The following is a 25,589-nucleotide window of genomic DNA, read 5'->3' on the forward strand; positions in this document are numbered from 1 at the left end:
TTCCTCCCGAACATGTTTTTGACTGCATCAGCTCGCGTGCGTCCTGCGAATATACCCGTACGATCAAATGCAATCGGAACACGCTGAACTATCTTTGAGTTTACTTCTCTGGGAGGTTTGCGACGCTCCTTATCAGGCCAAGGAAAACATTATATCGCCGATATCGGAAGTCACGCAGCCTCTATCGAGGGCTGCTTCGCGGGGGGCGAGAACTTGCGCAGCATCTGGTTCATCTGTCGCGGATGGCGGCGGCGCTGCCAACGGCTTGTTCTAGATCAGCTATGGGCTGCGGTGATTTGTCGGGTGCGGGACAATTCCTCCTGGCATGTCTTATTTAATATCCTTCTAATAAAAGCTCCGCTATCGTGCTGTGGTTCAAAAGGAGGATTTGAATGCAGTACGTGGAGCCCAAGAGAGTAAGTCACAAAGCTGCGACCCGCGTATGGTCGGTTAAAGATTTTTGCAGACAACACAAGCTTTGCAGTGAAGAAGAAACTCGGCTTCTTCAACTGTTTGGTCAGTTCGCGACGGCGTGCGAATTGCGATACAACACGACGCGCAAGCCGAAATGGCGCTGATTGCTCGGTCCACGCTCACCTTAACAACGCCCATGGTCCATTTTCGTCGATCGATCGATCGGAGAGCGGCAGTCATGCGGCTAAGCGGTCGTGAGAATCCGGACATCACCTTTCCGGTCGATGACGTCGACGACGACATGGCGACCGGAGCGCCGTAAGGCAACATCTGCCGAACCAGAGCCGATCTGCAGGTGCCGCAAGATGACTTCATCCAGAAATGTGGGAAGCTGCGGTTCATGGAAGCTGATCTGAAGCTTGTTCGGATTGAAATCGAGGCCAAGGCAGGATTGAAGCAGGAAGAGCGGCGCCGCCGCCGCCCAGGCTTGCGGTGAGCAGGCTACTGGATAGAATGTCGGCCCCTGTGCCCGCTGCCGGGACAGCCCGCAGAAAAGCTCAGGAAGTCGTCGGAGGTCGATATACGTGGACGCCGCGAAGAGCCCGTCGAATATCCGTGCCGTTGCCGTGCGATACCCATAGGCCGCGAGGCCCCTGGCGATCAGCGCATTGTCATGTGGCCAGATCGAGCCGTTGTGGTAGCTCATCGGATTATAACGCGCCTCAGTCGAGGCGATCGTACGTATGCCCCAGCCGCAGAAGGATGATGCGGTCATCAACGTGCGAGCGACCTGTTCGGCTCGTTCCGGATAGGCAATGCCGGTAAACAGCGCGTGGCCGGCATTCGAAGACCGAACCCGGCAAGGTCGCTTGTCTCCATCAAGTGCCAGCGCATAGGTGCAGAGCTCCTCGTCGAAAAAGCTCTTGTCGAAGGCACGGCGGAGCTCATCGGCTCTTCCGGTGAAGCTTGCGGCGCGTTCCGGTTGGCCGCGCCGCTGGAATATCTCTGCCGCAGCGTGCCAAGCACCGTAGACATAGGCTTGAACTTCGGCGATTGCGATCGGACCCTTGGCCAGTGTCCCATCGGCATGGAAGACGGAGTCGTGGCTGTCTTTCCAAGCCTGATTGATCAAGCCTTCTTCCGTCAGTCGCCCGTATTCGACGAACCCGTCGCCATCACGATCACCATATTCGTCGATCCACGACAATGCAGCCTCGATATGAGGCAGAAGACGTTCGATGGTCGCAAGGTCGCCGGTCCGTTTGAGATAGCCGCCCGCCAGCATCACGAACAGCGGCGTGGAATCTATGCTGCCGTAGTAGCGACGAAAGGGAACTTCCCCAAGCTCGGCCATTTCGCCGCAACGGACTTCGTGAAGAATTTTGCCGGGCTCGGCGTCGGAGGCGGGATCCATTTCCGTCGCCTGGTTCATTGCCAGATAACCGAGAACGCCGCGGGCGATCTCCGGATCGAGCCAAAGTGTCTGCAGAGCAGTTATCAACGCATCCCGGCCGAATACCGTGCTGAACCACGGAATGCCCGCATAGGGATAGGGGCCTTCCGGTTTTTCGGTCATCAGCATGTAGAGATCCGCCGTGCAGCGCCGCGCCGCTTCATTGAAGATCTCATTGGACGTTACGATAGAGGCCGCTTTGGACGACAGGGCTCGCAGAGCACGCCGGGCGTCGCGCAAGGCAAAAAAGAAAGACCAATGGCCTGATCTATCGTCGCCGGCCGGATCGCAGGCTATCTCGATGAAAAACGAGCGGGTTTCATGGGCGGCAAGCTGTAGGTCATACAATACGAGCTCACTGCCGCATTCATCTGGGGGCGGATCAAAGAAGAGCCTCGTTGACCGTCTGCGATGGTCGAGCCCTTCATAGGCAAGAAGGATGCCGTCATCCGCGACGACGGGTGCCAGATGACGTCCTCGCTTTGCCCTGACCGTGCCGCGCACCTCGAAGAGATCGGCGAAGTCGGAGGCAAATGCGATCTCGATGCGGACGTGCTGCGGTCCGTCGTCGTAATTGCGCACCGTCAGCCGTTCGTAACAGCGACCGCTCCACAAAAAGCGGGTGCGGCGCAGATGGATCTGGTCGTGGCCAATAATGAGCTTTCCGCCCCGGTCGAGAAGATCGGGATTGGTCAGGTCGCAGGTGAGCGTTGCATTATCGTCGCGCAATGTCGAAGACAGCAGCATCGGCCTGTGGCCGCTGATCGTCAGGTGAAGGTGAGAGAGATAGCGCGTGTCGCGATGGAAAACTCCCTCCGGACTATCCGGTCCCGAAAGGACGTCGCCATTGCGATCGAAGACGGCGAAGGTATCGCCATGCTTCAGGATCAGCGGCTGTCGCTCCTGCAACGAAGCGGTTGCCGGAATGAAGAACTGAGCGATCGGTGTGCCGGACGCAGCCGGTGCCGGAACACTGTCGGAGGAAACGATCGGCATTTTCCTCTCCTCTGATCAATTGACGACCTCTAGACCCACGGCGTAGCCATTGGAGGGGTGCAGCGAGGCGCTCTTCGTGCGAATGCCGGACAGTTGCCGGTATATGTCCAGATAGTCCCTGGCCATCCGTCCCACGGTAAAGCGCTTCTCGAAAGTTGCCCGTACCCTTCGGCGATCGAGCTTAAGTGCCCATTCGACACTCTTTACGGCTTCGGTAACGGTGTCGACCAGAATACCGGAGACACCGTGATCGACGACTTCTGGCACCGAGCCACAACGGAAGGCGATAACGGGCGTGCCGCACGCCATTGCCTCGATCATAACAAGCCCGAACGGTTCCGGCCAGTCGATCGGGAAGAGCAGCGCGCGAGCATTTCCCAGAAAATCTGCCTTCTGCTGATCATTGATCTCGCCGATGAATTCGACATTCTGATGACGTTTTATCATCGGTTCGATTGCCGTCTTCCAGTATTCTTCGTCGAAGTTGTCGATTTTTGCCGCGATCTTCAGGGGCATGCCTGATCGGCTTGCGATCTCGATCGCGCGATCAGGGCGCTTTTCGAGCGAGATCCGGCCGAGAAAGGCGAGGTAGTTGCCATTCGGCTTCTCTGTGAAGGGAAGCAGATCAACTGGTAAGCCATGATAGACCGTTCCCGACCAATTGACCGGGGGCATCGGCTGGCGCTGATCGTTGGAAATCGAGACCAGTGGAATATCCGCAAAGGCCCGATAGAAGGGATAGAGGTCCGGCAAGTCAAGGCGCCCGTGCAGGGTGGTCACTGCGCGATCAGCGAAATCGCGGATCAGAGGAAAGTGCAGTACGTCGATATGGAAATGCAGAACATCGAACTCCTGCGCCCGGCGGCGAACATTGTCCAGCATCAGAACATGATGAGGCACGGGGTCCTTGACTGCAGTGTTGAGCCTCAGCGCCATGTCGCAACAGGGTATCAGCTTGCCGCTGGTGACGGAATCGCCGCTCGCAAAAAGGGTCACGTCATGCCCCTGGGCGACAAGTTCTTCGCAAAGGTAGGAAACAATACGTTCGGTTCCGCCATAAAATTTAGGCGGAACACTTTCTGCAAGGGGCGCAATCTGAGCAATCTTCATCGACCAACCTCCAAAGAGCAACGTCATCGGTAATCACCCGGGCGCTTAAACGGCGGGCGGGGCAGACCGATCGGGACGGCAAGCTTTGAAGAGATCGCCACCTAAATGTTGCGGCGCTAAGAATCGCTCGTTACCAAGCACCTTCAATGCTTCCAGAACTTCGTTACAGCACACGATGCATTCCATGAGTGGATAACGACGCAAAGCGGGCAAGGTTCGAGGGCGACTTTATGAACGGGAAATAACGCTGGTCGGGGGGCGGCGCCGGTGCTTCGGCATCGTATCCATGATGCAACCGCGTGAACTCCTGGGAACCCATCCCGTGCGGCTGCGGTCTTCCATTTACATGGCAAGGCAAAAAAAGCCCCGCCAACTGAGCAAAGATGTTTGCCGGCTTCATTAAGATGTTCCCAACCACCGTGTACGACGCTGGTTGATGGCCTCACCACCTGCGAAGCCGAGCTAGAGACCAATCTGGCCGTCTTATTGCGCGCTCGTCATCGTACGGACGGCGAGCGCCAAAGCCCGCTTTAGTGCACGGAATGACTGATCATCTGGTAAGGATGGACTGCCTTGAACTGCGAGATCATCGCAGTTGCCTGTTGCAGAACGCGCGCCGCATTTTCGGAATCGTCGCGAGCGAGTTCGTCGGCATTGACACGGATCGCTTCTGCCATATTGGCCGAAAGTGCGGCAAAGTGCCTGTTGCCTTCGACAAAGGCTTCATGTGCCGTACCCTCCAGGGTGCGGGCTATGTCGACGAAGACCTCTTCCCGCTCCTGGATGCTGAGGTCTTTAATAATTTCGCTTTTCTCTTTCATATCGATCTCACTCTGAACAGACGTGCGATAAGTGACCGAGCTCATCAAGCCTGGGATAGCTAACAGCTAGGAAGGAGAAAATTTGGATTCAAGTCGGAGTGCCACTTGAACTCGCCGCCGGACGACTCCTTCGTCGGAACGAAGTGGCTGCCGGAATGCCCTCCACAGGTCTGCCGGGACATTTCGGCTGTGCAGAAACCCAGTTCAACCGTCACTTCAGATGCCAGGAAATTGCTCGGCTTTTTACGGTTCCTTACAGGCCAGTGTCCCGCGCAACTCCCCCCAACTGCGAGGGAAGTTCCGCATTCAAAAGAGGAGTTTGTCGCTCCTTTTCATCGGCTTAGCAGTCCTCCCTCCCGAGTGCTAATTTTTTTGTTTTCTCCTCTTGAAATCGAAAATTCGCAAAACCAGATCATTTTGCGCAAGGCGCTCGTGTGAGGTTTTGCACCCGCCCGGACTGGTCATCCGGTCCGGATAGCGGAACAACATCATCATCGTTTATCCACTGGAGGAAAGCATGTCGTTCCGACCGCTTCATGATCGCATTCTCGTTCGCCGCGTCGAGTCCGAAGAAAAGACCAAGGGCGGCATCATTATCCCCGACACTGCTAAAGAGAAGCCGCAAGAGGGCGAAGTCATCGCCGTCGGTACCGGCGCACGCAATGACGCCGGCCAGGTCCAGCCGCTCGATGTCAAAGCCGGCGACCGCATCCTGTTCGGAAAATGGTCTGGTACCGAGATCAAGATCGACAATGAAGACCTCTTGATCATGAAGGAAAACGACGTCTTGGGCATCATTGATGCCAAGGCAGCCGAAAAGAAGGCTGCCTGAAAAGGTGTAGGGCAAATTTCACCAGTCTAACCAAGCTGCCTAACGAGGAGTGAAGATATGGCTGCTAAAGACGTCAAATTCCACACCGATGCTCGTGATCGCATGATGAAGGGGGTGGATATTCTCGCCAATGCGGTGAAGGTGACGCTCGGGCCGAAGGGTCGTAACGTCGTGATCGACAAGTCCTTCGGCGCTCCGCGCATCACCAAGGACGGCGTCACCGTCGCCAAGGAAGTCGAGCTGGAGGACAAGTTCGAAAACATGGGCGCACAGATGCTGCGTGAAGTCGCCTCCAGAACCAGCGATATCGCCGGCGACGGGACCACGACTGCAACCGTGCTCGCCCAGGCCATCGTTCGCGAAGGCGCCAAAGCAGTCGCCTCAGGCATGAACCCGATGGATCTGAAGCGCGGCATCGACCTTGCCGTCGACGCCGTCGTCAAGGAACTGAAAACCAACGCCCGCAAGATATCCAACAATTCCGAAATCGTTCAGGTCGGCACCATCTCTGCCAATGGTGATCCGGAAATCGGACGCTATCTCGCCCAGGCAATGGAAAGGGTCGGCAACGAAGGCGTCATCACTGTCGAAGAAGCCAAGACCGCCGACACCGAACTCGAAGTCGTCGAGGGCATGCAGTTCGACCGCGGCTATCTCAGCCCGTATTTTGTAACCAATGCCGAAAAGATGCGGGTCGAATTCGAGGATCCATACATTCTCATTCATGAGAAGAAACTGTCGAATCTGCAGTCGATGCTTCCGGTTCTCGAAGCAGTCGTACAGTCCGGCAAGCCGCTTCTGATCATTGCCGAAGACGTCGAAGGCGAAGCTCTCGCAACGCTCGTCGTCAACAAGCTGCGTGGTGGCCTCAAGATCGCTGCCGTCAAGGCTCCGGGCTTCGGCGATCGCCGCAAGGCCATGCTGGAAGACATCGCCATCCTGACGGGCGGCACCGTCATTTCCGAAGATCTCGGCATCAAGCTGGAAAACGTCACACTCAATATGCTCGGACGGTCCAAGAAGGTATCGATCGAAAAGGAGAATACGACGATCATTGATGGCGTCGGTACGAAGTCGGAGATTGATAGCCGCGTTGCCCAGATCAAGGCTCAGATCGAAGAAACCACCTCGGATTACGACCGTGAGAAGCTGCAGGAACGCCTTGCCAAGCTCGCTGGCGGCGTTGCCGTCATCCGCGTTGGCGGCTCGACCGAAGTGGAGGTGAAGGAAAAGAAGGACCGCGTCGACGATGCATTGCATGCAACGCGTGCCGCCATTGAAGAGGGCATTCTTCCGGGAGGTGGCGTGGCGCTGCTGCGTGCCGTCAAATCGCTCGACGGCCTCAAGGCCGAAAACGACGACCAGCGCGTCGGTGTCGAGATCGTCCGCCGCGCCATTGAAGCACCGGTCCGGCAAATCGCTGAGAATGCCGGTGCCGAAGGCTCGATCATCGTCGGAAAATTGCGCGAAAAGGCCGATTTTTCGTTCGGATGGAACGCTCAGACCAACGAATATGGCGATCTTTATGTTCAAGGCGTCATTGACCCTGTCAAGGTCGTGCGTACCGCCCTTCAGGATGCAGCCTCGGTCGCCGGTCTGCTGGTGACGACGGAAGCGATGATCGCCGAAAAGCCGAAGAAGGAAACCGCACCTGCCTTGCCGGCGGGGGCTGGAATGGATTTTTAAGACTACTGCGGTCCGCCCGCTTCGGTGGGCGGACCTTAATCCGTTGCGGAAACGGATGGGTTGATAAAACCACGATCACCATCTCCTGCAAGGAGGCCAGTAGGATGAGAAAGGCAAACGACACGAACACCGTATCTCAACAAGCCACGGCAGCGATCAGCGCCGGGCATCTGCTACATCCAGCAATGCACTTCGGTCACCCGCGTGAGGTGCTGACGGACGAAAACATCAGCAAGGATGAGAAGCAAGCAATTCTCGCCTCATGGGCATCCGACATATCCGCGATCGAATCCATACCGGCCTTGCGGCGTTACCCCGGGATGAGCCAGATCGTCTCCTATGACGAAGTCCTTGCGGCCCTGAAAGCGTTGGACGACGACGATCAATGCCGCGTCACGCAAAATTCATCCCCCTCAATCGATACCAAAAAGACAAACCGCCGAAGACCACAAGCACATCGTTCCGTCGGCTTCGGCCTGTGCAGCTATTGGAAAGGAGGGCGTGCCAAACAGCCATTCGGGATCTAGATCCTCCACTGACCCCCGCGTGCCTTGTCGGACGCGGACCTGATTTTTGCCGACGACTCTTTGCTCTCTTGAGGAGGTTTTGCCGATGAAGATCGCTCAGATCGCACCGCTCGCCGAAAGTGTTCCACCGAAACTATACGGGGGAACCGAGCGTATCGTTTCCTATCTAACTGAAGAACTCGTCCGCCAGGGCCACGATGTCACACTATTTGCTAGTGGTGATTCCGTTACCAGCGCGAGGCTGGTCCCGTGCTCGGACGTCGCTCTGAGGCTCAATCCGGCCGTCAAGGATCACCTGCCGCATCAGGTTGTAATGCTGGAGGAAGTCCGCCAACGTGCGCATGAATTCGACGTGCTGCATTTCCATATCGATCTCATGCATTTCCCGCTCATTAGGGAGTTTGCCGACCGAACCGTGACAACGCTGCACGGGCGACTTGACCTGCCTGATCTCCGCCCGGTCTACAAGGCTTTTCGCGACATTCCACTGGTGTCCATCTCCAACGACCAACGTCGCCCAATGCCGCCGGTCAACTGGTCAGGAACAGTTTATCACGGCTTGCCCGTCGATCTGCTTCCCTTCACAAGAGAGCCAACCGGCAAGTATCTCGCCTTCCTCGGCCGAATTTCCCCGGAGAAGCGCCCAGATCGCGCCATTCGCATTGCCGCAAAGGTTGGGATGCCGCTGAAGATTGCGGCCAAAATTGACAATGCCGACAAGGCCTATTGGGAAACCGTGATCAAGCCGATGGTGAAAAGCCATCCGAATGTGGAATTCATTGGCGAAATAAGTGAGCATCAGAAGGCTACGTTTCTTGGCAATGCGGGCGCACTGCTCTTCCCGATCGATTGGCCTGAGCCCTTCGGTCTCGTCATGATAGAGGCAATGGCGTGTGGCACCCCTGTTATCGCATTCCGTTGCGGTTCCGCTCCCGAAGTAATCGATGAGGGCGTCTCTGGCTTACTGGTTGATAGCGTGACCGAGGCAGTGGAAAATATCGAATGGGTCCTGCGCTTCGATCGGCGGAAAGTACGGAAGAAGTTCGAGGAACGCTTCAGCGCCGAACGGATGACTCGAGATTATCTCAACATCTATCGGCAATTGTCTGGCACGCGGACGCAAGCCGCACCGCTTCGCCGTGCGAACGGTCAGTCCCTGGATCTTCAAGTCGTGGCATAGAGAGTGGAGGTTGCCAGGTCGATTGCTTCTGCATCAGAGCACGACTACTTTTTACTAAATCAACCCGGGCGGGGCGAACCCGGAATGACCAGCCTCGTTCGGGTCATGCCGGCCGTCAAAGCAGCGAGAAAATAGGAAATAGCCTGAACCGCTTGGAACATCGATCACGATGGTTGGTTAGCCGCGGAACAGCTTTGACAGTCTCTCATCTTTCCTTCGCCAAAATGCCGGGAACGATGCCACGCAGTTTGCGAAGGACATGATGAGCGATCACAGCGAGGCCAGCACAGTATTAAGCGAAGCCGCGAAGCAGGGAGGCATTGCGCTGCCCGGCGCCCTTGATAACAAGCAGAAGCAGACGGCACTGAAGGCACCTATGACTCATGGAGGCAAGTCTTGTGAAAATCGAAAAAATCTATTTCCAGCCGAGTGGGTGGGTACCAAACAATCAGCGCCTTCCCGTTCTGATTTATAGAGGCGCGCCATCGACCAGTGAACCGTTTTCAGATTTTGGAAGCATTTTCGCCGCGAACGGATGGACCGGCATCTGGGAAAATGGCGTCTTTGATTACCAGCATTATCACTCCGGTGCTCACGAAGTATTGGGCGTTCGCCGTGGCAGCGCCACCCTATTGATCGGTGGCCCTGAAGGACAGCCTACAATCGTTTCAATCGGGGATTGCTTGGTTCTCCCCGCCGGAACAGGTCACCGAAACCTTGGCTGCTCTCCGCATTTTACGGTCGTCGGCGCCTATCCAGAAGGCCAGCATGCCGATATTCAGACTGCCGCCGCCACGCCCGATATGCTGGCGAAAATCGCGTCATTATCCGTGCCGGACACTGATCCCATCCATGGCGCGTCAGGAGGTCTCCTTGACAGCTGGCGGTGAATTCAACGGTTGAGGTCAACCACTAATCGCGCTCGCGGCCTGCAGTCAAGGTATTGCGGGAGGGTAAAGGTCTTCCTTTCCGCGACTGCATTGGGCCGATTCTTTATGTCGCCGGAATTTCGCGCCTTGCGATGGAAGCGGGCCGCTTAGGCCCGCTTCTCGTTTTTTTAAAAATGCCTCACAGGCGATACCGGCGCAGGCGCTCGCGTTCGGCCGCGATTTCGTCGTCGGTATAAGGATCGGCGGTTTCATCGAAGCGGTTCCAACCCTGCTCTACATAGCTGGCACGCCGAGACACCATGTCGACGGGCCGCATATTGGTGAGAATTGCTTGGGCTTCGAAAACACGCGCATCCTCCACCTTCGCCGCTACGAGCGAGCCGCCTCGGCGAACACCTTCGGCATAGAAATTGGCATCCTCCTCCGGAACACCTTCTCGTATCATCGCTCCGACGATGCCGCCGACGGCACCACCCGCAACCGCTCCGGCGGCAGCGCCGGCGGCCGTGGCAACCAACCATCCCCCGGCGACCACCGGCCCCACACCGGGAATTGCGAGCATTCCAAGCCCGGCGAGCAGTCCCCCTGCACCGCCCGCAACTGCGCCGAGACCCGCGCCCGTTCCGGCGCCTTCTGCCGCCCGGCTCCCCTGTCCCTCGACATCAATGCCGCTGGCCTTGTTCGTTACGATGCTGATATCGTCCGAGGGAATGCCGGCTTCTTCTAAGGCCTTAACGGCGGAATGAGCATCGTCATAGTTGTCATACAGTCCGGTAATCGTTCTCATTGGGTCTGTTTCCTTCTAATGGTCGCTTATTTCCCCGTCGTCACATTTCCTTGGAAATCCAAGGAGACGTTCGCTTGTTTGCCGTCCTTCATCGCAGTCCCTCGCCAGATACCTTGATCGTCGAGCTTGAGGCCGCTGACATTCGTATAGCCGGCGTCGGCAATGCGGGATTTCGCCTGATCCTCGGTAAAGCTGTTTTTGCCGGCGACCGGAGCGCCTGGATTTTGCGTCGTATTGATAGCTGGCGTGGTCTGCGACGTTGATGGCGTTTGGCTTTGAGCGAATGCCGCTGTTGCTGCCATCAAAAGAGTGGCGGAAAGGATGGCGAGTGTTTTCATTGGCGTTTCCTCCTATTGTGCGCACACCAAACATCTCGAAACCTTATTTGTTCCAATGCTTTAATTGTGCTGGAGTTTGCCTGTGGACATATCATCGAGCCGACTACAAACGAATGCATCGCAGACAAAAACGTAATTCGCGAACGCATGGAAGTGAAAGGAGCCGATGGTTCACGCGTCAGCATTTCCATACGGATAGCCCGTTCAATCGACGCCAATCCATCGTCATCAATTTGATTTTGGAACTGGCGTCGACAATAGTTTGATTAACGTTTGAATTGGTACGGGCTTCGGCAGAAATGATACGCCGCTTGCGAGGTCGAAATTGCCGAGCCTGACGTCGCCGGAGGTGACAACGACCCTCGTCTCAGGCGAAAGGGCACGAATCTGCGAAACCAACGCGAGACCGTCCATGGATCCGGGCATATTGATATCGGTAAACACGGCGTCGACAGTTCTCTGGTTTAGCAAAATAAGAGCCTCGTCGGCGTTACGGGCTTCCAACACTTCAAACCCGGCTTGTTCAAGGGCGTCAACCGCCGCGAATCGAACTAAAGGCTCATCATTGACGACTAACACGCTCTTGACCTCGTCCAACGGACCTCCTGTCGGACCCGAAGCACTCGCCAAGTTCGAGCAGATTCCGTTCGGCCACAGCTTGAGACCAATGTTCGCGGTCCCGCCCCGAGGGGAAACCTTCCTGCTGCCAGATCTGATGCGCGCGTCTGCTGATCCAGTTATAGCGATCCGTGTCCATGGCCAATTCTCGACTATCCCCTTTCCAACACAGTTCCTTCTGATGTTCATATGATTTCGATTAGTGCTCGAGCAAATGTCAGTACGCAACCAGGAGGGGAACACTCAGCGATCGAGCTAGGCGATGAAACTGTGCTGGAGCACTGCGAGGAAGAAGGAACCGAAATGCTCCAACGGTGTTCGATAGTTAAGTACGCTGAGCCACTGTCTTCGGTCGCGCCTCTTTCGGCTTAGTTTTTGGAGCGGTACCTCCAGTCTAGCTGCCCGTCACCCAAATGCGGTGGCGGGCTTTTTCGTTGCATACTTTGATGCCCCAGCAAAGGCGGATGTTGCTTCCTGCAGAAATGCCTACGGAGCCCCTCGTTGGGAAATCGCATCCGACGGGGAAGATGCCTTGCCTGAGCGAGTATCTCGTCCTGAAGCGCTGCCTGAACTCTCGGGACCACCTGAACCCTGACATCCTTGCGAGTCGCGTAACGGCTGCCTGCGCGTCTTAGCAACCGAAGCTACGTTTCCGAAAGCGATAGGACCGGGCGGGGATGGAGTTCAACGGCAAATACTCCGCTTTGACGCTCGCAAGGCACGAAGATGTCAACCGAGATGCTCGCGAATGCGACGGCAGACATCAAGAATTACATACGATCCGATCCGGTTCGTTCCGCTCTTTAGCCCTGTGCATAAAACGACATGGCCCGCCCGCCACCCATTCGGGTGAAACTCGATCGTTACTTCCCCTTCTCCAGGGCCGAGAACGGGCCAATCAATTGACTTCCAAAACCTCGATGCCCCGGCGCTTTGACCAAAAGTCCGTCGATTTCCTTCTTCCAATCCAGGCGAACGGAGTTTACGTCCTGCCGCCATTCAATGCTGACGCGACCGTTTTCTGAATCGCGCTGGGTTTGCCGCCTCCTTGAACTGCTTGCTGGCTTCCGCCGCGGCCACGGTTTCCGTGCCTTCCGAGTCGAAGGTCGTGCTCGGCTTTTCCGCCTCGTAGTCGGCGCTGATGCGCATTGCGCCTTCGCGAGCAGCCTCGATGGTCTCGGCCAGCACCAGCGCAATGATCTGACCGTCATACCAGATCTTCGTACCGTGGAAAGGTCCGATAGAAGTCGATCCCGATGCTCCGAACTCGGGAGCTTCCAGTTCGCCCTCAACGGTCTCATGGGTGATGACATCGATCACGCCGGGGACCGCCCGCGCCTCGTTCAGATGGAGCGACGTCAAACGACCGCGCGCAACGGCACTCGTCACCAACATCCCATGTGCGAGGTTGTTGACCGGAATGTCAGCGGGATAGGGCGCCTTTCCCGTCACCTTCAGGCGGGCGTCGATGCGCGGCAAGGGTTCACCCATGTTTTCCTTGGCAGGAGGCGCAGCCTCGTTCATCGTCATATCCTCATCTCGCGGACCTCCAGCAAGGCCCGCACCAATGTCTGCTTTCCGAGTTCGATCTTGAACGCATTGTGCTGACGCGGCCGCGCTCCGGCAAAGGCGGCCTCCGCTGCGCTCGCGGCATTCTCTTCTGTGAGCGGCTTGGTCCGCAGCTCCTCCTCGGCCGCCGTGGCGCGCCATGGGACAGTCGCCAGTCCGCCAAGGCTGATACGCGCATCGCGCACGATGTCCCCGTCGAGGTCGATTGCGACGGCTGTGGAAGCCAGTGCGAACGCATAGGACTGGCGGTCGCGTATCTTCAGGTAACGGGATCGTGCAGCCCAGGCAGGGACGTTTACGACGATCGCCGTAATCATCTCGCCCGGCCGCAGCGTCGTTTCGATATCCGGCCTGTCGCCCGGCTGGCGATGCAGTTCGGCAAATCGGATGCGACGTTTGCCGGACTGTCCCGATATGTCGACCGAGGCATCCAGCGCAATCAGCGCCTGGGCAAAATCTCCGTGATAGGTGGCGATGCAGGCGTCGCTCACACCCAGCACCGCATGCTGCCGATTGAAGCCGTCCATGGCCGCGCAACCGGAGCCGGGATTGCGCTTGTTGCACGGCCATGAAATCTCGCGGAAATATTCGCAGCGCGTCCGCTGCAACACATTGCCGCCAAGGCTTGCCATGTTGCGGATCTGCCGGCTGGCCGCGAGTTTCAGACTTTCGGCCAGCATCGGACATCGCCGGTTGATGTCCGGATGATCCTCCACCTCGCTCATGCGGACCAGGGCTCCGAGGCGGATGTAGGGATCGCCGATCTCGATCGTCTTTAATGGTCGATCCTCAATCCGATTGATGTCGACCAGATGCGACGGTCGGTTGACTCCGAGCCGCATGTAATCGGACATATTCGTGCCGCCGGCGATGAACTGCGCTGGTGCGGCAGTCGGAGGGATTTCTTTTGCTTCGCCTGCCGCAGCGATGGCGCTGCCGATATCACCGGCTCTTTCATAGCTGAAGGGTAGCATTTAGGGCTTCTCCATCTCGTCGCGCGCCTGTTTCACGGCAGCCAGTATGTTGGGGTAGGCGGCGCATCGACAGAGATTGCCGCTCATGTATTCGCGAATCTCGGCATCGCTGCCGGCATGCCCCTCGTGCACGCAGGCAACCGCGGACATGATTTGGCCGGGTGTGCAGTAGCCGCATTGGAAGGCATCATGGTCGACAAACGCCTGTTGCATCGGGTGCAGCTGTCCGTCCACCGACGAGAGGCCTTCGATCGTGGTGATCTGCCGGCCATCATTCATCGCTGCAAAGCTCATACAGGACAACGTGCGATGCCCGTCGGTGAGCACCGTGCAGGCTCCGCATTGTCCGTGGTCGCAGCCCTTCTTCGTTCCAGTCAGGCCGGCATGATCGCGAAGCAGATCGAGAAGCGACGTGCGTGGATCGACGCTGAACTGATAGGGTTGGCCATTGATCCTCATCGTTACCAGGACGGTGGCCTCCGTCGATCGCGACGCTGGCTGCACTTTTTGCTCCGGCGAGGCAGCGCCGACGGAAATGGCCGTTGCAGCTGTAATTGTTCCAGTCAAGAGTGAGCGCCTCGAAAGCCCCGAGGCTGGGGCTTCTTCTGGATTAGACATCCAATACCCTTTGCGATGGCGATTCAGCATGAGATCAGACGGTCCAAAAAGGCCGCTGTGAGCATGCCTAACCGCGAATTCGCCACAGAGTTCCAGTCGCTTCGCTACGAGATTGTCGCACTCAGTCGAACCGCATTATTCGCAACATCAGGAAATTCTAACCGCGTTCCTGCCGGTATCGGCCGAGGTCGCCGCCCAATCCCTGAGGTTGGCAACGACGCACAAGCATCCGAAGGGCATGGGATCATCTGATCGATATCCTTCGCATTCAAAGAGTGCCGCGGACGCGCATTGGGATATACTCGCAGCTGGGATGCTGACAGTGGCTCCTATCGACAACCCTTGCTACTCTCGCAGCCCTGCGCGCTATGCCAGCGCTTTTCTACCGGCCTCGACAACGGCCTCTGTTGAGATGTCGAATTTCTTGTAGACATCGCCGATCTTGCCGGAAGCGCCGAATGTGTGCATGCCGACGAACTGGCCGTCGAAGCCGAGATAGCGATCCCAGCTGTCCTGGACGGCAGCCTCGACGGCAACGCGGGCCGTGCCATCGCCGAGGACCTTTCGTTTGTAGGCGGCGTCCTGGGCTTCGAAGATCAGGCGGCAGGGCATGGATACCACCGCCGTACGGATGCCCTCGGCCTGCAGGATTTGGCGTGCATTGACGGCGAGTTGCAGTTCCGATCCCGTCGCCATGATGGTCAGCTGACGAGGCCCGCCCTCGGCTTCGAGCAGGATGTAGGCGCCTTTGGCGGAGAGATTTTCACCGTTGGGCATCTTGCGCAGCAGTGGCATCGGCTGACGCGACAAGGCGATCAAGGCTGCCCGGCGCGGCGTTTCCAGGATCACCTGCCAACATTCGGCCGTCTCGATCGGGTCGCCCGGCCGATAGACTGCGAGCCGGGGGATGGCGCGCAGTGCCGTCAAGTGTTCGATTGGCTGATGCGTCGGGCCATCTTCGCCGAGGCCGATCGAGTCATGCGTCATCACGAAGATCGAGCGCACCTCCATCATCGCCGCGAGCCGGATTGCCGGCCGGGCATAATCCGAGAAGGTCAGGAATGTGCCGCCATAGGGGATCAGGCCGCCATGCAGCGCGATGCCGCTCATGGCGGCGGCCATGCCGTGTTCGCGGACACCGTAATGGACATAGGAACCGTCATAGCTTCCCGGCTTGATCTCCACCTGGCCCTTTGCTTTGGTGTTGTTGGACGGGGTAAGGTCGGCCGAACCGCCGAGAAGTTCGGGGATGACGCTTGCCAAATGGTCAAGGACGATACCGCTTGCCTGGCGGGTGGCGAGATCCTTGTCGCTACCAAGCAACACCTGCTTTGCGCTCTCGATCGCCTTTTGCCATCCGTCCGGCAGTTCGCCATTCATGCGGCGCTGGAAATCCTTGTTCTCCGCCGCCTTGACGCGATCGGCCCAGGCCATGCGTGCATCATGGCCCTTGGCGCCAATCCTGCGCCAGGCATCGAGAAGGTCGGCGGGGATGTCGAAGGGCGGGGATGACCAATCGAGAAGCTTGCGCGCACCAGCGATTTCCTCCTCACCCGGCGCATCGCTATGCGCCTTCTGTGTGCCTGCCCGAGTCGGGAAGCCAAAACCGATAATGGTCTTGCAGGCGATCAGTGACGGCTGGTCGGTGACGTTCTGCGCTTCGATGATGGCGTTGTGGATGGCGTCTGTGTCATGGCCGTCGATCTCCAGCACATGCCATTTCGCTGCCCGGAACCGTGCAGGGTGATTGTCGGATTCGGCGAGGTTGGTGGCACCGTCGATCGAGATCGAATTGTTGTCCCAGAAGGCGATCAGCTTGCCGAGCTTCAGATGGCCCGCGAGCGAGATCGCTTCATGACTGATGCCTTCCATCATGCAGCCGTCGCCGAGAAAGACATAGGTGAAATGGTTCGAGAGATCGTCGCCGAATTTTGCATTCATGATGCGCTCGGCAAGCGCAAATCCGACGGAATTGGCAATGCCTTGCCCCAGCGGCCCGGTGGTGGTTTCGATACCGGTCGCGTGATGATATTCCGGATGCCCCGCCGTCCTGCTGTCGACCTGGCGGAAGGCCTTGATCTGGTCGATCGTCATGTCCTTGTAGCCGGTGAGATAGAGCAGGCTATAGAGCAGCATCGAGCCGTGGCCGTTAGAGATCAGGAAGCGGTCACGATCGAACCAATGGGGATCCGAGGCGTCGAATTTGAGGAAGTCGCGGTAAAGGACAGTGGCGATGTCGGCCATGCCCATCGGCATGCCGGGATGGCCGCTATTGGCCCGCTGCACCGCATCCATCGACAGGAAGCGTATGCAGTTTGCCAACTTGCGCAGATGTTCGTCACGTGGTTCCGGGACTGTCTTCACATCAGTCATGGTCGTCTCCTCGAGAGATGCATCTAGGAATGTGGCATCTGGAATTGACACTTGCGGTCAAAATATTGGCCGAGTTCGGCTGCGCTCAGGTGCTGGCCAGCGAGGCCGATGTAGCAATCAGGCCGAACCAGAAACGTCGCGCCGTCTTCCAATCCGACCTGCTTGAATGCATCATGCCACGCGAAACGGTCGAGCACCACGCTATGGGCATCGCACCAAGCCTCAAGATCCCGTCCGCCGGAGCCGTAGATCTGGAGATGCCAGCGCATATCCTTGAGGCCATCGTAGTTGGAACTGCCATTGCCCAATTCGATCCACGGAAGGCGATCGCCGCCTTGAACATCGCCCACCTTGCCCTCGCTCAGCGGATCGTCGCGATAATTGATTGAGAGCTGTGAGACGGTGAGAAACGCCCATTCCCGTAAGGCGTCGATACTGAACATTGCCGGCGCCACAAGAGGCACGATGCGGCTGCGGATGAAGGCTGCGAGCCTGCCTTCGGCCGTGGCCAGCGTGAACATCTGGTCTGTGGTGCGCACCAGCTTGCGGGCGAAGGCAATCCGTTCGACTTCGTAGGTTTCGAGAAGCTTTTGCTCGGCCTCGCCGCGGAGCACCATCCTCAATTTCCAGGCGAGATTGATGGCATCGCCGATGCCAGTATTCATCCCCTGGCCGCCGGCCGGACTATGGATATGCGCCGCGTCGCCCAGCAGGAAAGCGCGACCCTTCCTGAAGTGTTCGACGACACGGTGGTGGACGCGATAGGAGGAAAACCAATGGACGGCTTTGACGTCGATCTTCATGTCCCGGATAGCGCGGCTGTCGACGTCTTCGAAACTGAGCTTTCCCGCATCTTCAGGATTTTCCTTGACGGTGCCGATCAGCCGCGCTCCGGACTCGGCATCCAGGGGGAAAACCGCGAGAAAATCGGAGCTGTCGAGGTCAAGATGCAGCTCGCCAGTCATCGATGGACCTGACGCCTCGACATCGGCGACGTAGAAGGTCTGCGCATAGGTGCCGCCAGGGAAATCGAGATCGAGCGATTTGCGCACCGCGGAACTCGCACCGTCGCAGCCGGCGAGGAAGGCGGCGGAGGTTTCGACGAACTTTCCGCTGGGGTCCGCGAGCGTCGCAAGAATGCCGGCGTCGTGCTCCCGATAGCTGACGAAGCGGGTGTTCCACTCAACCGTGACGCCTTCCTGGCCGAGCCGATCGATGAGCAGGCGCTCATGCCGATCCTGCGGATATATGTGCAGGAAGGGATAGCAGGTGTGGCCCGTGCCGGCATTTTCCAGCGAGATCTTCGCCTCCGGCTTGCCGCCGACCCAGAGTTTTACGCCCTTGACTTCAAAACCCGCGGCGACAACGGCGTCAGCGAGATTCATTTGGCCATAGAGTTCCAATGTTCGGGCATGAACCGCAAGCGCCCGTGACGCCGTCCCGGGCCCGGGCGCATCCGAAATGATGCGGACGGAAATGCCCATTTTCGTGAGCCAAAGTGCGAGGACCAATCCGGTCGGTCCTGCGCCGACGACCAAAACCTGCTCTTGTATCATCGAAAATCACCGCCAATGCCGCACCCCCGCCGCTGCAGGCGTCAGGATTTCGCTGGTTTTTCGTCCGCCAACCTTTGAGAGAACGCGGCATCAGAGCCAGTTACTCATTCCGGTCTTTGGATCGACAAAAGACAAAACACTCTGGAAGCTTTCAAGTTTCAGAGGTTATGTTCGTTTTCATGCCAGATGCCGCGATATCTATGCATACCGACAGGAAGAGTATCGCGTGAGCTGTTGTTGCGGGTATCGGGCGTTACATGGTTCAGCTCGCATTCGTTCAGCGAATTGCCCACTTGCCCATAGAGGGACTCCCCTGCGGTCGGCCTATTGTGGCGCCAAACATGCGATCCAGGGTTTTCAGGATGCCTTGAGGGTCGTGCTATTTCATGCTCTTCCGAGACTTTGTCACATGAGTACGACAAGACCACGGTCACTATCGATGCCGAAGACCCCAGCCACGATAGCGCGCCGGCTCCTATCGATTTTGCGGCGCTAACGGCCGATCTGGGAAAACTCCACACTATGTCTGGCGTATATGTCGATTTGGAGGGCTGGAACAATTTCCTTTTGCAGATTAGCGGTCTCCCCATGCACACGCGTGAGCTTTTGGAGCCTAAAATTATCGAAAGTTTTTTGTAACATCACGCAATACTGTGAACGCACGTCAACATGTCCCCATGTACCGGTCCACGAGCCGGATCGCGAGTTGATCCTCGCATATGACGAAGAATTCAGTTGGAGTGCCGACGATCGACGATCGCAGGATCTACACAGTTATCGGAGGTGAACGCGCCGATGACCGGAGATCGGGAACTGGGCTGGCTTCCGCCATGACTGGCACGTGCGGGCCTCCGCGACGACATCTAATGAGGATGAGCCACGAGCCTAATTTTGCGGCCTGCAGGGACCGTTGTGGTAGAATTGAACTGACGGCAGTCCTGTACGTCGACTGGACCTAAGCTTTTGCACGAAGCTTCAGCCTTACCTGAACGGGGGAGATCCAACAATGCCACACAACCGGAAATTGCAACTGAGTTTTCACTCGCAAGCCGTCCACATGGCCGAATTTGTCGTTGTTCGCAACTATTGTAAATAGGGCATCGGGTAATGACCCCAGGACGTTGCCGCGAAAACAATTGCTTGTTGTGCCTATCGTCATCGTGACCCATGCCGATAGGCACGCTGAAGATGAAATATGCTCAGGACCATGGATCGAGATGCGCTGCGGTTCTGCCGCAAACCGTGCACCAAGCGCAAACCGCGATTCCGAATATTCGTTCAAAGACAATTAATTCGTGAAAACAACTGTGCAAAACAACAAATTTTACAGGATTTCTTAAGTCGGTTTTTTCAGGCCTCTGTTTAGCTGACGCAGCGTTACAGAACGGGGATAACTCCGATATGATTCTACAACAGCGACATCCCTCCGCCACCATTTTCAAAGCCCTGCGGAGGGCCACGCTCGGCGCGCTGTGTGCCGTGGTGGGTTCCGTTGGTCTTTTACTTTTATTAAACCTATTGATGCCGGATCGGCCATTTCTAGTTGGATTTGTCGGTGCAGCACTTGTTTCCGCATTTGTGGCCTTTCCGCTGCTTTTTGCCTTGCAGCTCAACAACGGCGTCGTCCGCAAGATGCAGGAAAACGTCACCCGGGCGGCGCGCTACGACAGCGTGACGAAGACGCTGAACGGTACTGCCTTTGCCGCGGCCGTCGAGCACTTTATCGACCGGCGCAAGCATGCCGCCACCGATGCCGGCGGCATCGTCATCGCCGTCATCGTCGATACGCTCGACGACATCGGCCGTCGCTACGGGCCACAATGGGCCGACACAGTGATGCAGTCGCTTGCCTCGATCATCCAGTCCTCGGTTCGTCGTGGCGATCTCGTGGCGCGGCTTGCGACCAACGAACTCGGCATCTTCCTGCCTGGCGCCACGGTCGAAAACGCCCGCGACATCGGCACCCGCATCCGCACGCGCGTCTCTGCGGCCACCTTCAGCGCCGACGGCGCGCCGCTTTCCGTCGCCGTCCGCCTCGGCGGCACCTCCTTCGACGGCCCGGCCGACTTCAACCAACTCCGCCAGCTCGCCGACCAAATGGCCTTCGAGCACGGCGACGAGAGCGACGACATCCCGATCAGCGCGCTGCCGGCCGCATGAGGCTGGCAACGCCACCGCCGCAGCGGTGGCATGGGCTCAAACGGCGAGACCCGTCTTTGATGCGGCGTCAAAGCCAGTGTATCGGTGATCGGTTGGCCAAGTGCGGGCTATCCCAGCTCTTGATTGGAGTAGAGTCGTCGACCGCGTATTGATTTCGCCGCAGATTTGTCTCAGTCGGGTGATCTCGGTCGACACGTCTCCGCCTAATTCGTATCATGACGCCGGACATATCGACATGGGAGCTAGGCGTAGATTCTATCACCAAATGGTGCTATTTAGAGCGTCAGGACAGGATATGAAATTATGCGATCGACTATCAATCTCGACGACACTCTTATGGAAAGGGCTAGATCCCTGACCGGCACGAAAGAGACCGCTGCTCTAGTTCGCCAAGCGTTGGAGACGCTTGTCCGAGTGGAGTCCGGAAAACGCCTCATCGCCCTCGGCGGAACCATGCCCGATGCAGAAGCAGCTCCACGTCGCCGGAGCGCGGCGGCCAAGTGATACTGGCAGACACTTCTATATGGATCGATCATTTTCGCCAGGCTGATGCAGAGCTGCGCACGATCATCGAGAATGATCGTCTACTCTGCCATCCGGCTGTGGTTGGCGAACTGGCACTTGGCAGCCTTCGAGATCGCGGGCGCGTGATAACGTTCCTAGCAGCCCAGCGCCAAGCGTTCGTCGCAACGCACGACGAGGTGATGATAATGATTGATCGCCACGGCATTTTCAGTATGGGCATCGGCTATACAGATGCCCACTTGCTCGCCTCGATACTGCTTGATCCGCGAGCGGCGTTATGGACCAGGGACAAGCGTCTGCAGGCGGCGGCCGAAAAGGCAGGTGCTTCACTGCATACGCCGGTCAAGGCGCGCAACACTTAAATAGTGTTGCCGAGGTTTCGGATTTTTCCGATCTCTCGCCTGGATGGAAGTAGAACTTGAGAACCCAAAACAGGCATCTCGCGCCACCGCATTTCTTTGTGCCCACGTGGCGGAAGTCAGTTTTTGTCGAGGCGTGCTTCCTTAGCCATGCCAGTCAGCGCCTGATAGCCCATGCTCTGATAGTGGAACGGCTGGTGCACCGCGCTGTCCTGTTCGGCTTCGATGATGAGCCATCCGGAATACCCCTGCTCCGAGGCGATCTTCAGCACGGGGACAAGGCCACGCAGCCGTCCGGATCGCTCGGCACGGTGAAAGCACCGCGGCGCACGCCTTCGAGGAAGGACAGGTTCTGCGCACGCACTTGGCTCGCGATTTCGGTTTCCAAGCCGGGCGAAATCATCTGGATCACGCACGAAATTTCGCCGGATCACCGGAGCTATCTCCAACAGAGCTGGCTTGAGATGGTCATCGATCAGGATCCGGAACGGCAGGCCTCGGCGGCGATTCAGCACCTGCTTCTTCAAAACGAAAGCATCCATCAATTGCCGAGCTCGTCTGGCCGAGGAGAGCTTCGCCTGTTCTTTGCGTCGAATCTCGCCAGACTTTCGGAGTCTTAAATGTTCTGACATCGAAGCCAACAGCATGCCACTTGGCGCGGGCTTGCAGTTGCGCATGGGATCAACGCCGATCAGTTGCGCAACCGGATCAGGCTGCGTCAGCGCCGACGGCGGAGAACGCGTTGACGACTATGCCTTGCGCGCTGGCTGATGATCTGCGTGTCTGTCTTCACCGGGAACCAATCGACTTCCGGGTTGGGATCAACGGTCCTGCAATCCAAGCTTCAAAGCAAAGTCTACTTCCACTTTTGCGCAGCTATGGATAGAGTTGACGCGGTCGCTGCCGCCTGGGACCACCTTTTTTGTCCATTTGTTTTTTTGCATGTTGCCATCTAGCCGTGACGAAATGCTGACGACGCTTCCGTTTCAGAGAATGTCTACATTTTCAGATTCAGCCCCCTTCTCAAATGAATGCCGCAGCTTCAGCGTCGACGATCTTATGGTTGATCCCTCCTTCGCCGCTGCTCTTCGCGAAGCCGCACTGGAGTTATTGGCAATTCACCAAACTGCGCCCAGAGTGGTGCGCTATGTCGCCGATCTGCAGAAGTGGCTGCTTAGCCAGGCGGCGTTGGCCTTGCATTTCGAGCGAAAACTAAACCCCTCCTATCCCCCTCTAACCGCTTCCAATCTTGCGAAATTCTTGCTTGAGAACCGTATCGCTAGTCCCAACACTGCAATCTCACATCTGAAGGAGCTGGCGCACTACAAGTTGTTCGAGCCAATGGAGACCACGGACCGGCGCGCTAGAGCCTTGCAGGCAACCGCCTATGCCGAACAGTTGATCCGCCAATGGTTCGACGGGCACCTTCGTTCGCTCGACAGCATGGATGCAGGAGATCGATATCGCCGTTCTGAGGCGAATCCGACGATCTTATTTCGCGCTCAACCGCGAGTAGCGCGTCGGCTATTTAACCACCCCGACTGGTACAAGCCTCCGGAAACCGTTGCGCTGTTCGTCAAGTCTGAATCCGGGAGTAACATATTGCATGATCTGATGTCGCGCGTGCCACTACTGGCGGCGACAGGTGAGCGTGTGTGGGTCGGCGCCCTCGCGGCACGATTTGCCGCAACGGAGTATGTCATTTCCCGGAGTCACGCCGGCAGAATGCTCGCGGCCGCCGAACATCAGGGATTGTTGGGTTGGGAGGCTGCCAAAAGAAGCGGACATTGCTGGATTTCGGCCAAATTGGTGCTCGACTATAGACGGTGGCAGGCCCAAAAATTTTCCATCATTTCCGAGGTTTTTGCGAAAATGTAAGAAAGAGTGAATGCTTACGAGCACGTCGCCGCAAGTTAGCGATATCGGAGTGGTCGTCTTCGAGGGCGCCGTTGCCTGCAACATAGGATGCAAGCAGGTGCGGGAGCGGGTTCGTTACAGCGGTGGCCGATGGAATGAAGGCCTTGATGGAGCGATCAGCAAGATCAGCGCGGATTGCATCCGCATAATCATACTGCACAGCTTTCTAAGCTTATGTGATCGCACATGGACAGCTAGACATTCGACAGTTGCTTATCGCCGGAGCTGACGCCACAAGCGTGGGAGCGAATCTGAAAGATCGCGACGAGCTTTAAGATCCTATCGCGGCGAAGGGGACCGGCTCTGATCGGAGCCTCCTGACTGATTGGATGGTGGTGTTGCAACCCTAACCTTCAGACAGGAGGTCCAGATGGCTGAGCTTAGCCTCTGCGCCGCCGGATAATCGAGGACATGACGGTCCGCAATCTATCTCCGGCAACCCAAGGCGCTCTGTCCAAAGACGAGCGTTTTCGGACACATGTTTGTAATATGCCGAGGAGAGAAATGCCGGTTCCTCGTCGGGTATTCAGCCTGGTTTCATCTTGCGGCGGTAGCATCCTTGGACGCGAACAAGGCGTCCCCTCGTCAAATTGTTCGCGCAAAATGAACCGACCCCCGGTTCCCTGGCCCTACCTCCCCTCACGAGGTAGGGCCTTTCGTTTAATTGCAGCTCTTCATCCATCGTGGCACGAGACTTATATGTCTGCTGAAGAACGCGACATCACCCGTAGAGGGGATCGCTCGCGTCTCAAGACCAACTACCGTCGAGCGTGCGAAGCGATCACAGCCCGGCCTAGTCGTCCGGCCGCCAGCTCCTTGTAATCACCACATTAGCTCGGGGATATCTGGGCACCTTCAAGAGGAGGTGCGCAGGATTGGAAGAACTGGGGCGATAAGCGCGCGGTGCAGTCAGTCAGAGGCGACCTCAATCGAAGCGAGAAGGGTCGAGCGGGCGGTCTTCAGATGCAGGCCGCAGGCCCGGCGCGCCTGTTCCAGGTTACCGCTCTGTAGCGCCGCGACATAGGCAAGATGTTCCTTGACCGCAACGTGATTGCGCTCTCGCTCGTCCTTCTTGTTCCATTGATAATGATAGTGGAAGATCACCGACATCACGCCTTGGATGTTTGCAAAGAACCGGTTTGGGACGACGCCGTTGATCAGCCTGTGAAAACGGTGATCGAGATCGGAAAAATCGCGATAGCGCCGGTCGATGTCGGAGAGCATCTCTCGGTGCTCCTGTTCGAGCTGCGCAAGCGCTCGCCAGGCGGCATGATCGCGCGGCAGCGCCACGAAGCGCTCCACTGCGCGAAATTCCATGAATTCACGCATGTCGAAGAGCTCGGCCACAAAATCCACGGTCAAGCCGAGGGCCCTCCAGCGTCCGTTGCTCTGCCGCTCCAGCAGGCCGAAATGACTGAATGTGTTGAGGCAGTCCCGGATCGCCGTGGTGGAGACACCGAATTGACGGGCGAGATCAAGCGCGTTGACGCTCTGGCCGGGGCTGCAATCAGGTCCCACCATCCAGCTCATGAACTTGCGCTCCACCATTTCCGCCAGCGATCCCAGATCGGCTCCCGCCAGATAGTCCTCAGTCTGCGGCAGGCGCAGGAGCACTTTTGAGCGACCATCGAGCGCGACGATACCGCTGTTCGCGAGCTCCGCCAGCACGGCGCGCAGCGTCGTCCGGCTGACACCGAGTTCGGCCGCAAGCACCGGCTCCGAAGCAAGCGCCGAACCCGGCGACGCCCGTGCGAGAACGTCGAGGCACTGATTGAAAGTCCGTTTGTAAAGCGTGTTCGTCTTCATGCCGCCCCTTCGGCTGCGTTGTTTTTTTTGTGATTTTTTTATAAAAAAACAGATTGCCCGTCAGAATAATGTCTTTTATA

General features: G+C 57.5%; 22 protein-coding genes and 1 pseudogene. 9 read left to right on the plus strand and 14 right to left on the minus strand.

What is annotated here, in order from left to right:
- Window positions 1-658 precede the first annotated feature (658 nt).
- The 3 genes from QA646_RS24715 to QA646_RS24725 all read right to left on the minus strand — a co-directional run bounded on the left by QA646_RS24715 (window position 659) and on the right by QA646_RS24725 (window position 4,794).
- The gene (locus QA646_RS24715; RefSeq protein ID WP_283059373.1) at window positions 659-2,863 is read right to left on the minus strand and encodes an amylo-alpha-1,6-glucosidase; all 2,205 of its coding nucleotides are present in this window, start codon (window positions 2,861-2,863) and stop codon (window positions 659-661) included.
- A gap of 15 nt (window positions 2,864-2,878) precedes the next feature.
- Entirely contained in the window at window positions 2,879-3,973 is a 1,095-nt protein-coding gene (locus tag QA646_RS24720) for a glycosyltransferase family 4 protein (protein ID WP_283059374.1), read from the minus strand.
- 530 nt (window positions 3,974-4,503) lie between these two features.
- The gene (locus QA646_RS24725) at window positions 4,504-4,794 is read right to left on the minus strand and encodes a hypothetical protein (RefSeq protein WP_283059375.1); all 291 of its coding nucleotides are present in this window, start codon (window positions 4,792-4,794) and stop codon (window positions 4,504-4,506) included.
- Window positions 4,795-5,311: 517 nt separating this feature from the next.
- Between QA646_RS24725 and groES the strand changes: the two genes are divergently transcribed.
- The 5 genes from groES (at window position 5,312) to QA646_RS24750 (ending at window position 9,909) form a co-directional block, all read left to right on the plus strand.
- Window positions 5,312-5,626: a co-chaperone GroES gene (groES, locus tag QA646_RS24730; RefSeq protein WP_283059376.1), complete on the plus strand. Its 315-nt coding sequence runs from the start codon at window positions 5,312-5,314 to the stop codon at window positions 5,624-5,626.
- A 57-nt stretch (window positions 5,627-5,683) separates the two neighbouring features.
- Window positions 5,684-7,312 carry a chaperonin GroEL gene (groL, locus tag QA646_RS24735; protein WP_283059377.1) on the plus strand — a complete coding sequence of 543 codons (1,629 nt, stop codon included), beginning with the start codon at window positions 5,684-5,686 and terminating at the stop codon, window positions 7,310-7,312.
- A 104-nt stretch (window positions 7,313-7,416) separates the two neighbouring features.
- Window positions 7,417-7,839 (plus strand): hypothetical protein, encoded by a 423-nt coding sequence (locus QA646_RS24740; protein WP_283059378.1) that lies wholly within the window; start codon window positions 7,417-7,419, stop codon window positions 7,837-7,839.
- Between the two features lie 85 nt (window positions 7,840-7,924).
- Entirely contained in the window at window positions 7,925-9,019 is a 1,095-nt protein-coding gene (locus QA646_RS24745; RefSeq protein ID WP_283059379.1) for a glycosyltransferase family 4 protein, read from the plus strand.
- Window positions 9,020-9,417: 398 nt separating this feature from the next.
- A complete protein-coding gene (locus tag QA646_RS24750; RefSeq protein WP_283059380.1) occupies window positions 9,418-9,909 on the plus strand; it encodes a cupin in 492 nt (163 codons plus the stop codon).
- 178 nt (window positions 9,910-10,087) lie between these two features.
- Here QA646_RS24750 and QA646_RS24755 read toward each other — a convergent pair whose 3' ends face one another.
- The 9 genes from QA646_RS24755 to QA646_RS24795 form a co-directional block, all read right to left on the minus strand.
- Window positions 10,088-10,696 (minus strand): general stress protein, encoded by a 609-nt coding sequence (locus QA646_RS24755; RefSeq protein WP_283059381.1) that lies wholly within the window; start codon window positions 10,694-10,696, stop codon window positions 10,088-10,090.
- 26 nt (window positions 10,697-10,722) lie between these two features.
- Window positions 10,723-11,034 (minus strand): PepSY domain-containing protein, encoded by a 312-nt coding sequence (locus QA646_RS24760; RefSeq protein WP_283059382.1) that lies wholly within the window; start codon window positions 11,032-11,034, stop codon window positions 10,723-10,725.
- A 228-nt stretch (window positions 11,035-11,262) separates the two neighbouring features.
- A complete protein-coding gene (locus QA646_RS24765) occupies window positions 11,263-11,631 on the minus strand; it encodes a response regulator (RefSeq protein WP_283059383.1) in 369 nt (122 codons plus the stop codon).
- Window positions 11,597-11,791: a DUF2934 domain-containing protein gene (locus QA646_RS24770; RefSeq protein ID WP_283059384.1), complete on the minus strand. Its 195-nt coding sequence runs from the start codon at window positions 11,789-11,791 to the stop codon at window positions 11,597-11,599. The genes QA646_RS24765 and QA646_RS24770 overlap by 35 nt, the downstream gene beginning before the upstream one ends.
- An 860-nt stretch (window positions 11,792-12,651) precedes the next feature.
- Window positions 12,652-13,176, minus strand: a complete 525-nt coding sequence (locus tag QA646_RS24775) for a hypothetical protein (protein WP_283059385.1) — start codon at window positions 13,174-13,176, stop codon at window positions 12,652-12,654.
- Between the two features lie 2 nt (window positions 13,177-13,178).
- The gene (locus tag QA646_RS24780) at window positions 13,179-14,195 is read right to left on the minus strand and encodes a xanthine dehydrogenase family protein subunit M (protein ID WP_283059386.1); all 1,017 of its coding nucleotides are present in this window, start codon (window positions 14,193-14,195) and stop codon (window positions 13,179-13,181) included.
- Window positions 14,196-14,813 carry a (2Fe-2S)-binding protein gene (locus QA646_RS24785; protein WP_283059387.1) on the minus strand — a complete coding sequence of 206 codons (618 nt, stop codon included), beginning with the start codon at window positions 14,811-14,813 and terminating at the stop codon, window positions 14,196-14,198.
- Between the two features lie 366 nt (window positions 14,814-15,179).
- Window positions 15,180-17,186: a transketolase gene (gene tkt, locus QA646_RS24790; RefSeq protein WP_283059388.1), complete on the minus strand. Its 2,007-nt coding sequence runs from the start codon at window positions 17,184-17,186 to the stop codon at window positions 15,180-15,182.
- Window positions 17,187-17,209: 23 nt separating this feature from the next.
- Window positions 17,210-18,742: an FAD-dependent monooxygenase gene (locus QA646_RS24795; RefSeq protein WP_283059389.1), complete on the minus strand. Its 1,533-nt coding sequence runs from the start codon at window positions 18,740-18,742 to the stop codon at window positions 17,210-17,212.
- A 1,521-nt stretch (window positions 18,743-20,263) separates the two neighbouring features.
- On the opposite strand from QA646_RS24795, the gene QA646_RS24800 reads away from it, so the two are divergent.
- The 3 genes from QA646_RS24800 to QA646_RS24810 all read left to right on the plus strand — a co-directional run bounded on the left by QA646_RS24800 (window position 20,264) and on the right by QA646_RS24810 (window position 21,789).
- Window positions 20,264-20,902: a GGDEF domain-containing protein gene (locus tag QA646_RS24800; protein WP_283059390.1), complete on the plus strand. Its 639-nt coding sequence runs from the start codon at window positions 20,264-20,266 to the stop codon at window positions 20,900-20,902.
- 303 nt (window positions 20,903-21,205) lie between these two features.
- Entirely contained in the window at window positions 21,206-21,406 is a 201-nt protein-coding gene (locus QA646_RS24805) for a type II toxin-antitoxin system VapB family antitoxin (RefSeq protein ID WP_017958375.1), read from the plus strand.
- A complete protein-coding gene (locus QA646_RS24810) occupies window positions 21,403-21,789 on the plus strand; it encodes a type II toxin-antitoxin system VapC family toxin (protein WP_283059391.1) in 387 nt (128 codons plus the stop codon). The genes QA646_RS24805 and QA646_RS24810 overlap by 4 nt, the downstream gene beginning before the upstream one ends.
- Before the next feature lie 116 nt (window positions 21,790-21,905).
- Here the strand turns inward: QA646_RS24810 and QA646_RS24815 are convergent.
- Window positions 21,906-22,150 (minus strand): annotated as a pseudogene (locus QA646_RS24815) (myo-inosose-2 dehydratase); the annotation flags it as partial.
- Window positions 22,151-22,752: 602 nt separating this feature from the next.
- On the opposite strand from QA646_RS24815, the gene QA646_RS24820 reads away from it, so the two are divergent.
- A complete protein-coding gene (locus QA646_RS24820) occupies window positions 22,753-23,664 on the plus strand; it encodes a hypothetical protein (protein WP_283059392.1) in 912 nt (303 codons plus the stop codon).
- Window positions 23,665-24,612: 948 nt separating this feature from the next.
- On the opposite strand, the gene QA646_RS24825 is transcribed toward QA646_RS24820, so the two are convergent.
- Window positions 24,613-25,509 (minus strand): GntR family transcriptional regulator, encoded by an 897-nt coding sequence (locus tag QA646_RS24825; RefSeq protein ID WP_283059393.1) that lies wholly within the window; start codon window positions 25,507-25,509, stop codon window positions 24,613-24,615.
- Between the last annotated feature and the right edge of the window lie 80 nt (window positions 25,510-25,589).

This window comes from Rhizobium sp. CB3090 (assembly GCF_029714285.1).
In the GTDB taxonomy this organism is placed as follows: Bacteria; Pseudomonadota; Alphaproteobacteria; order Rhizobiales; family Rhizobiaceae; genus Rhizobium.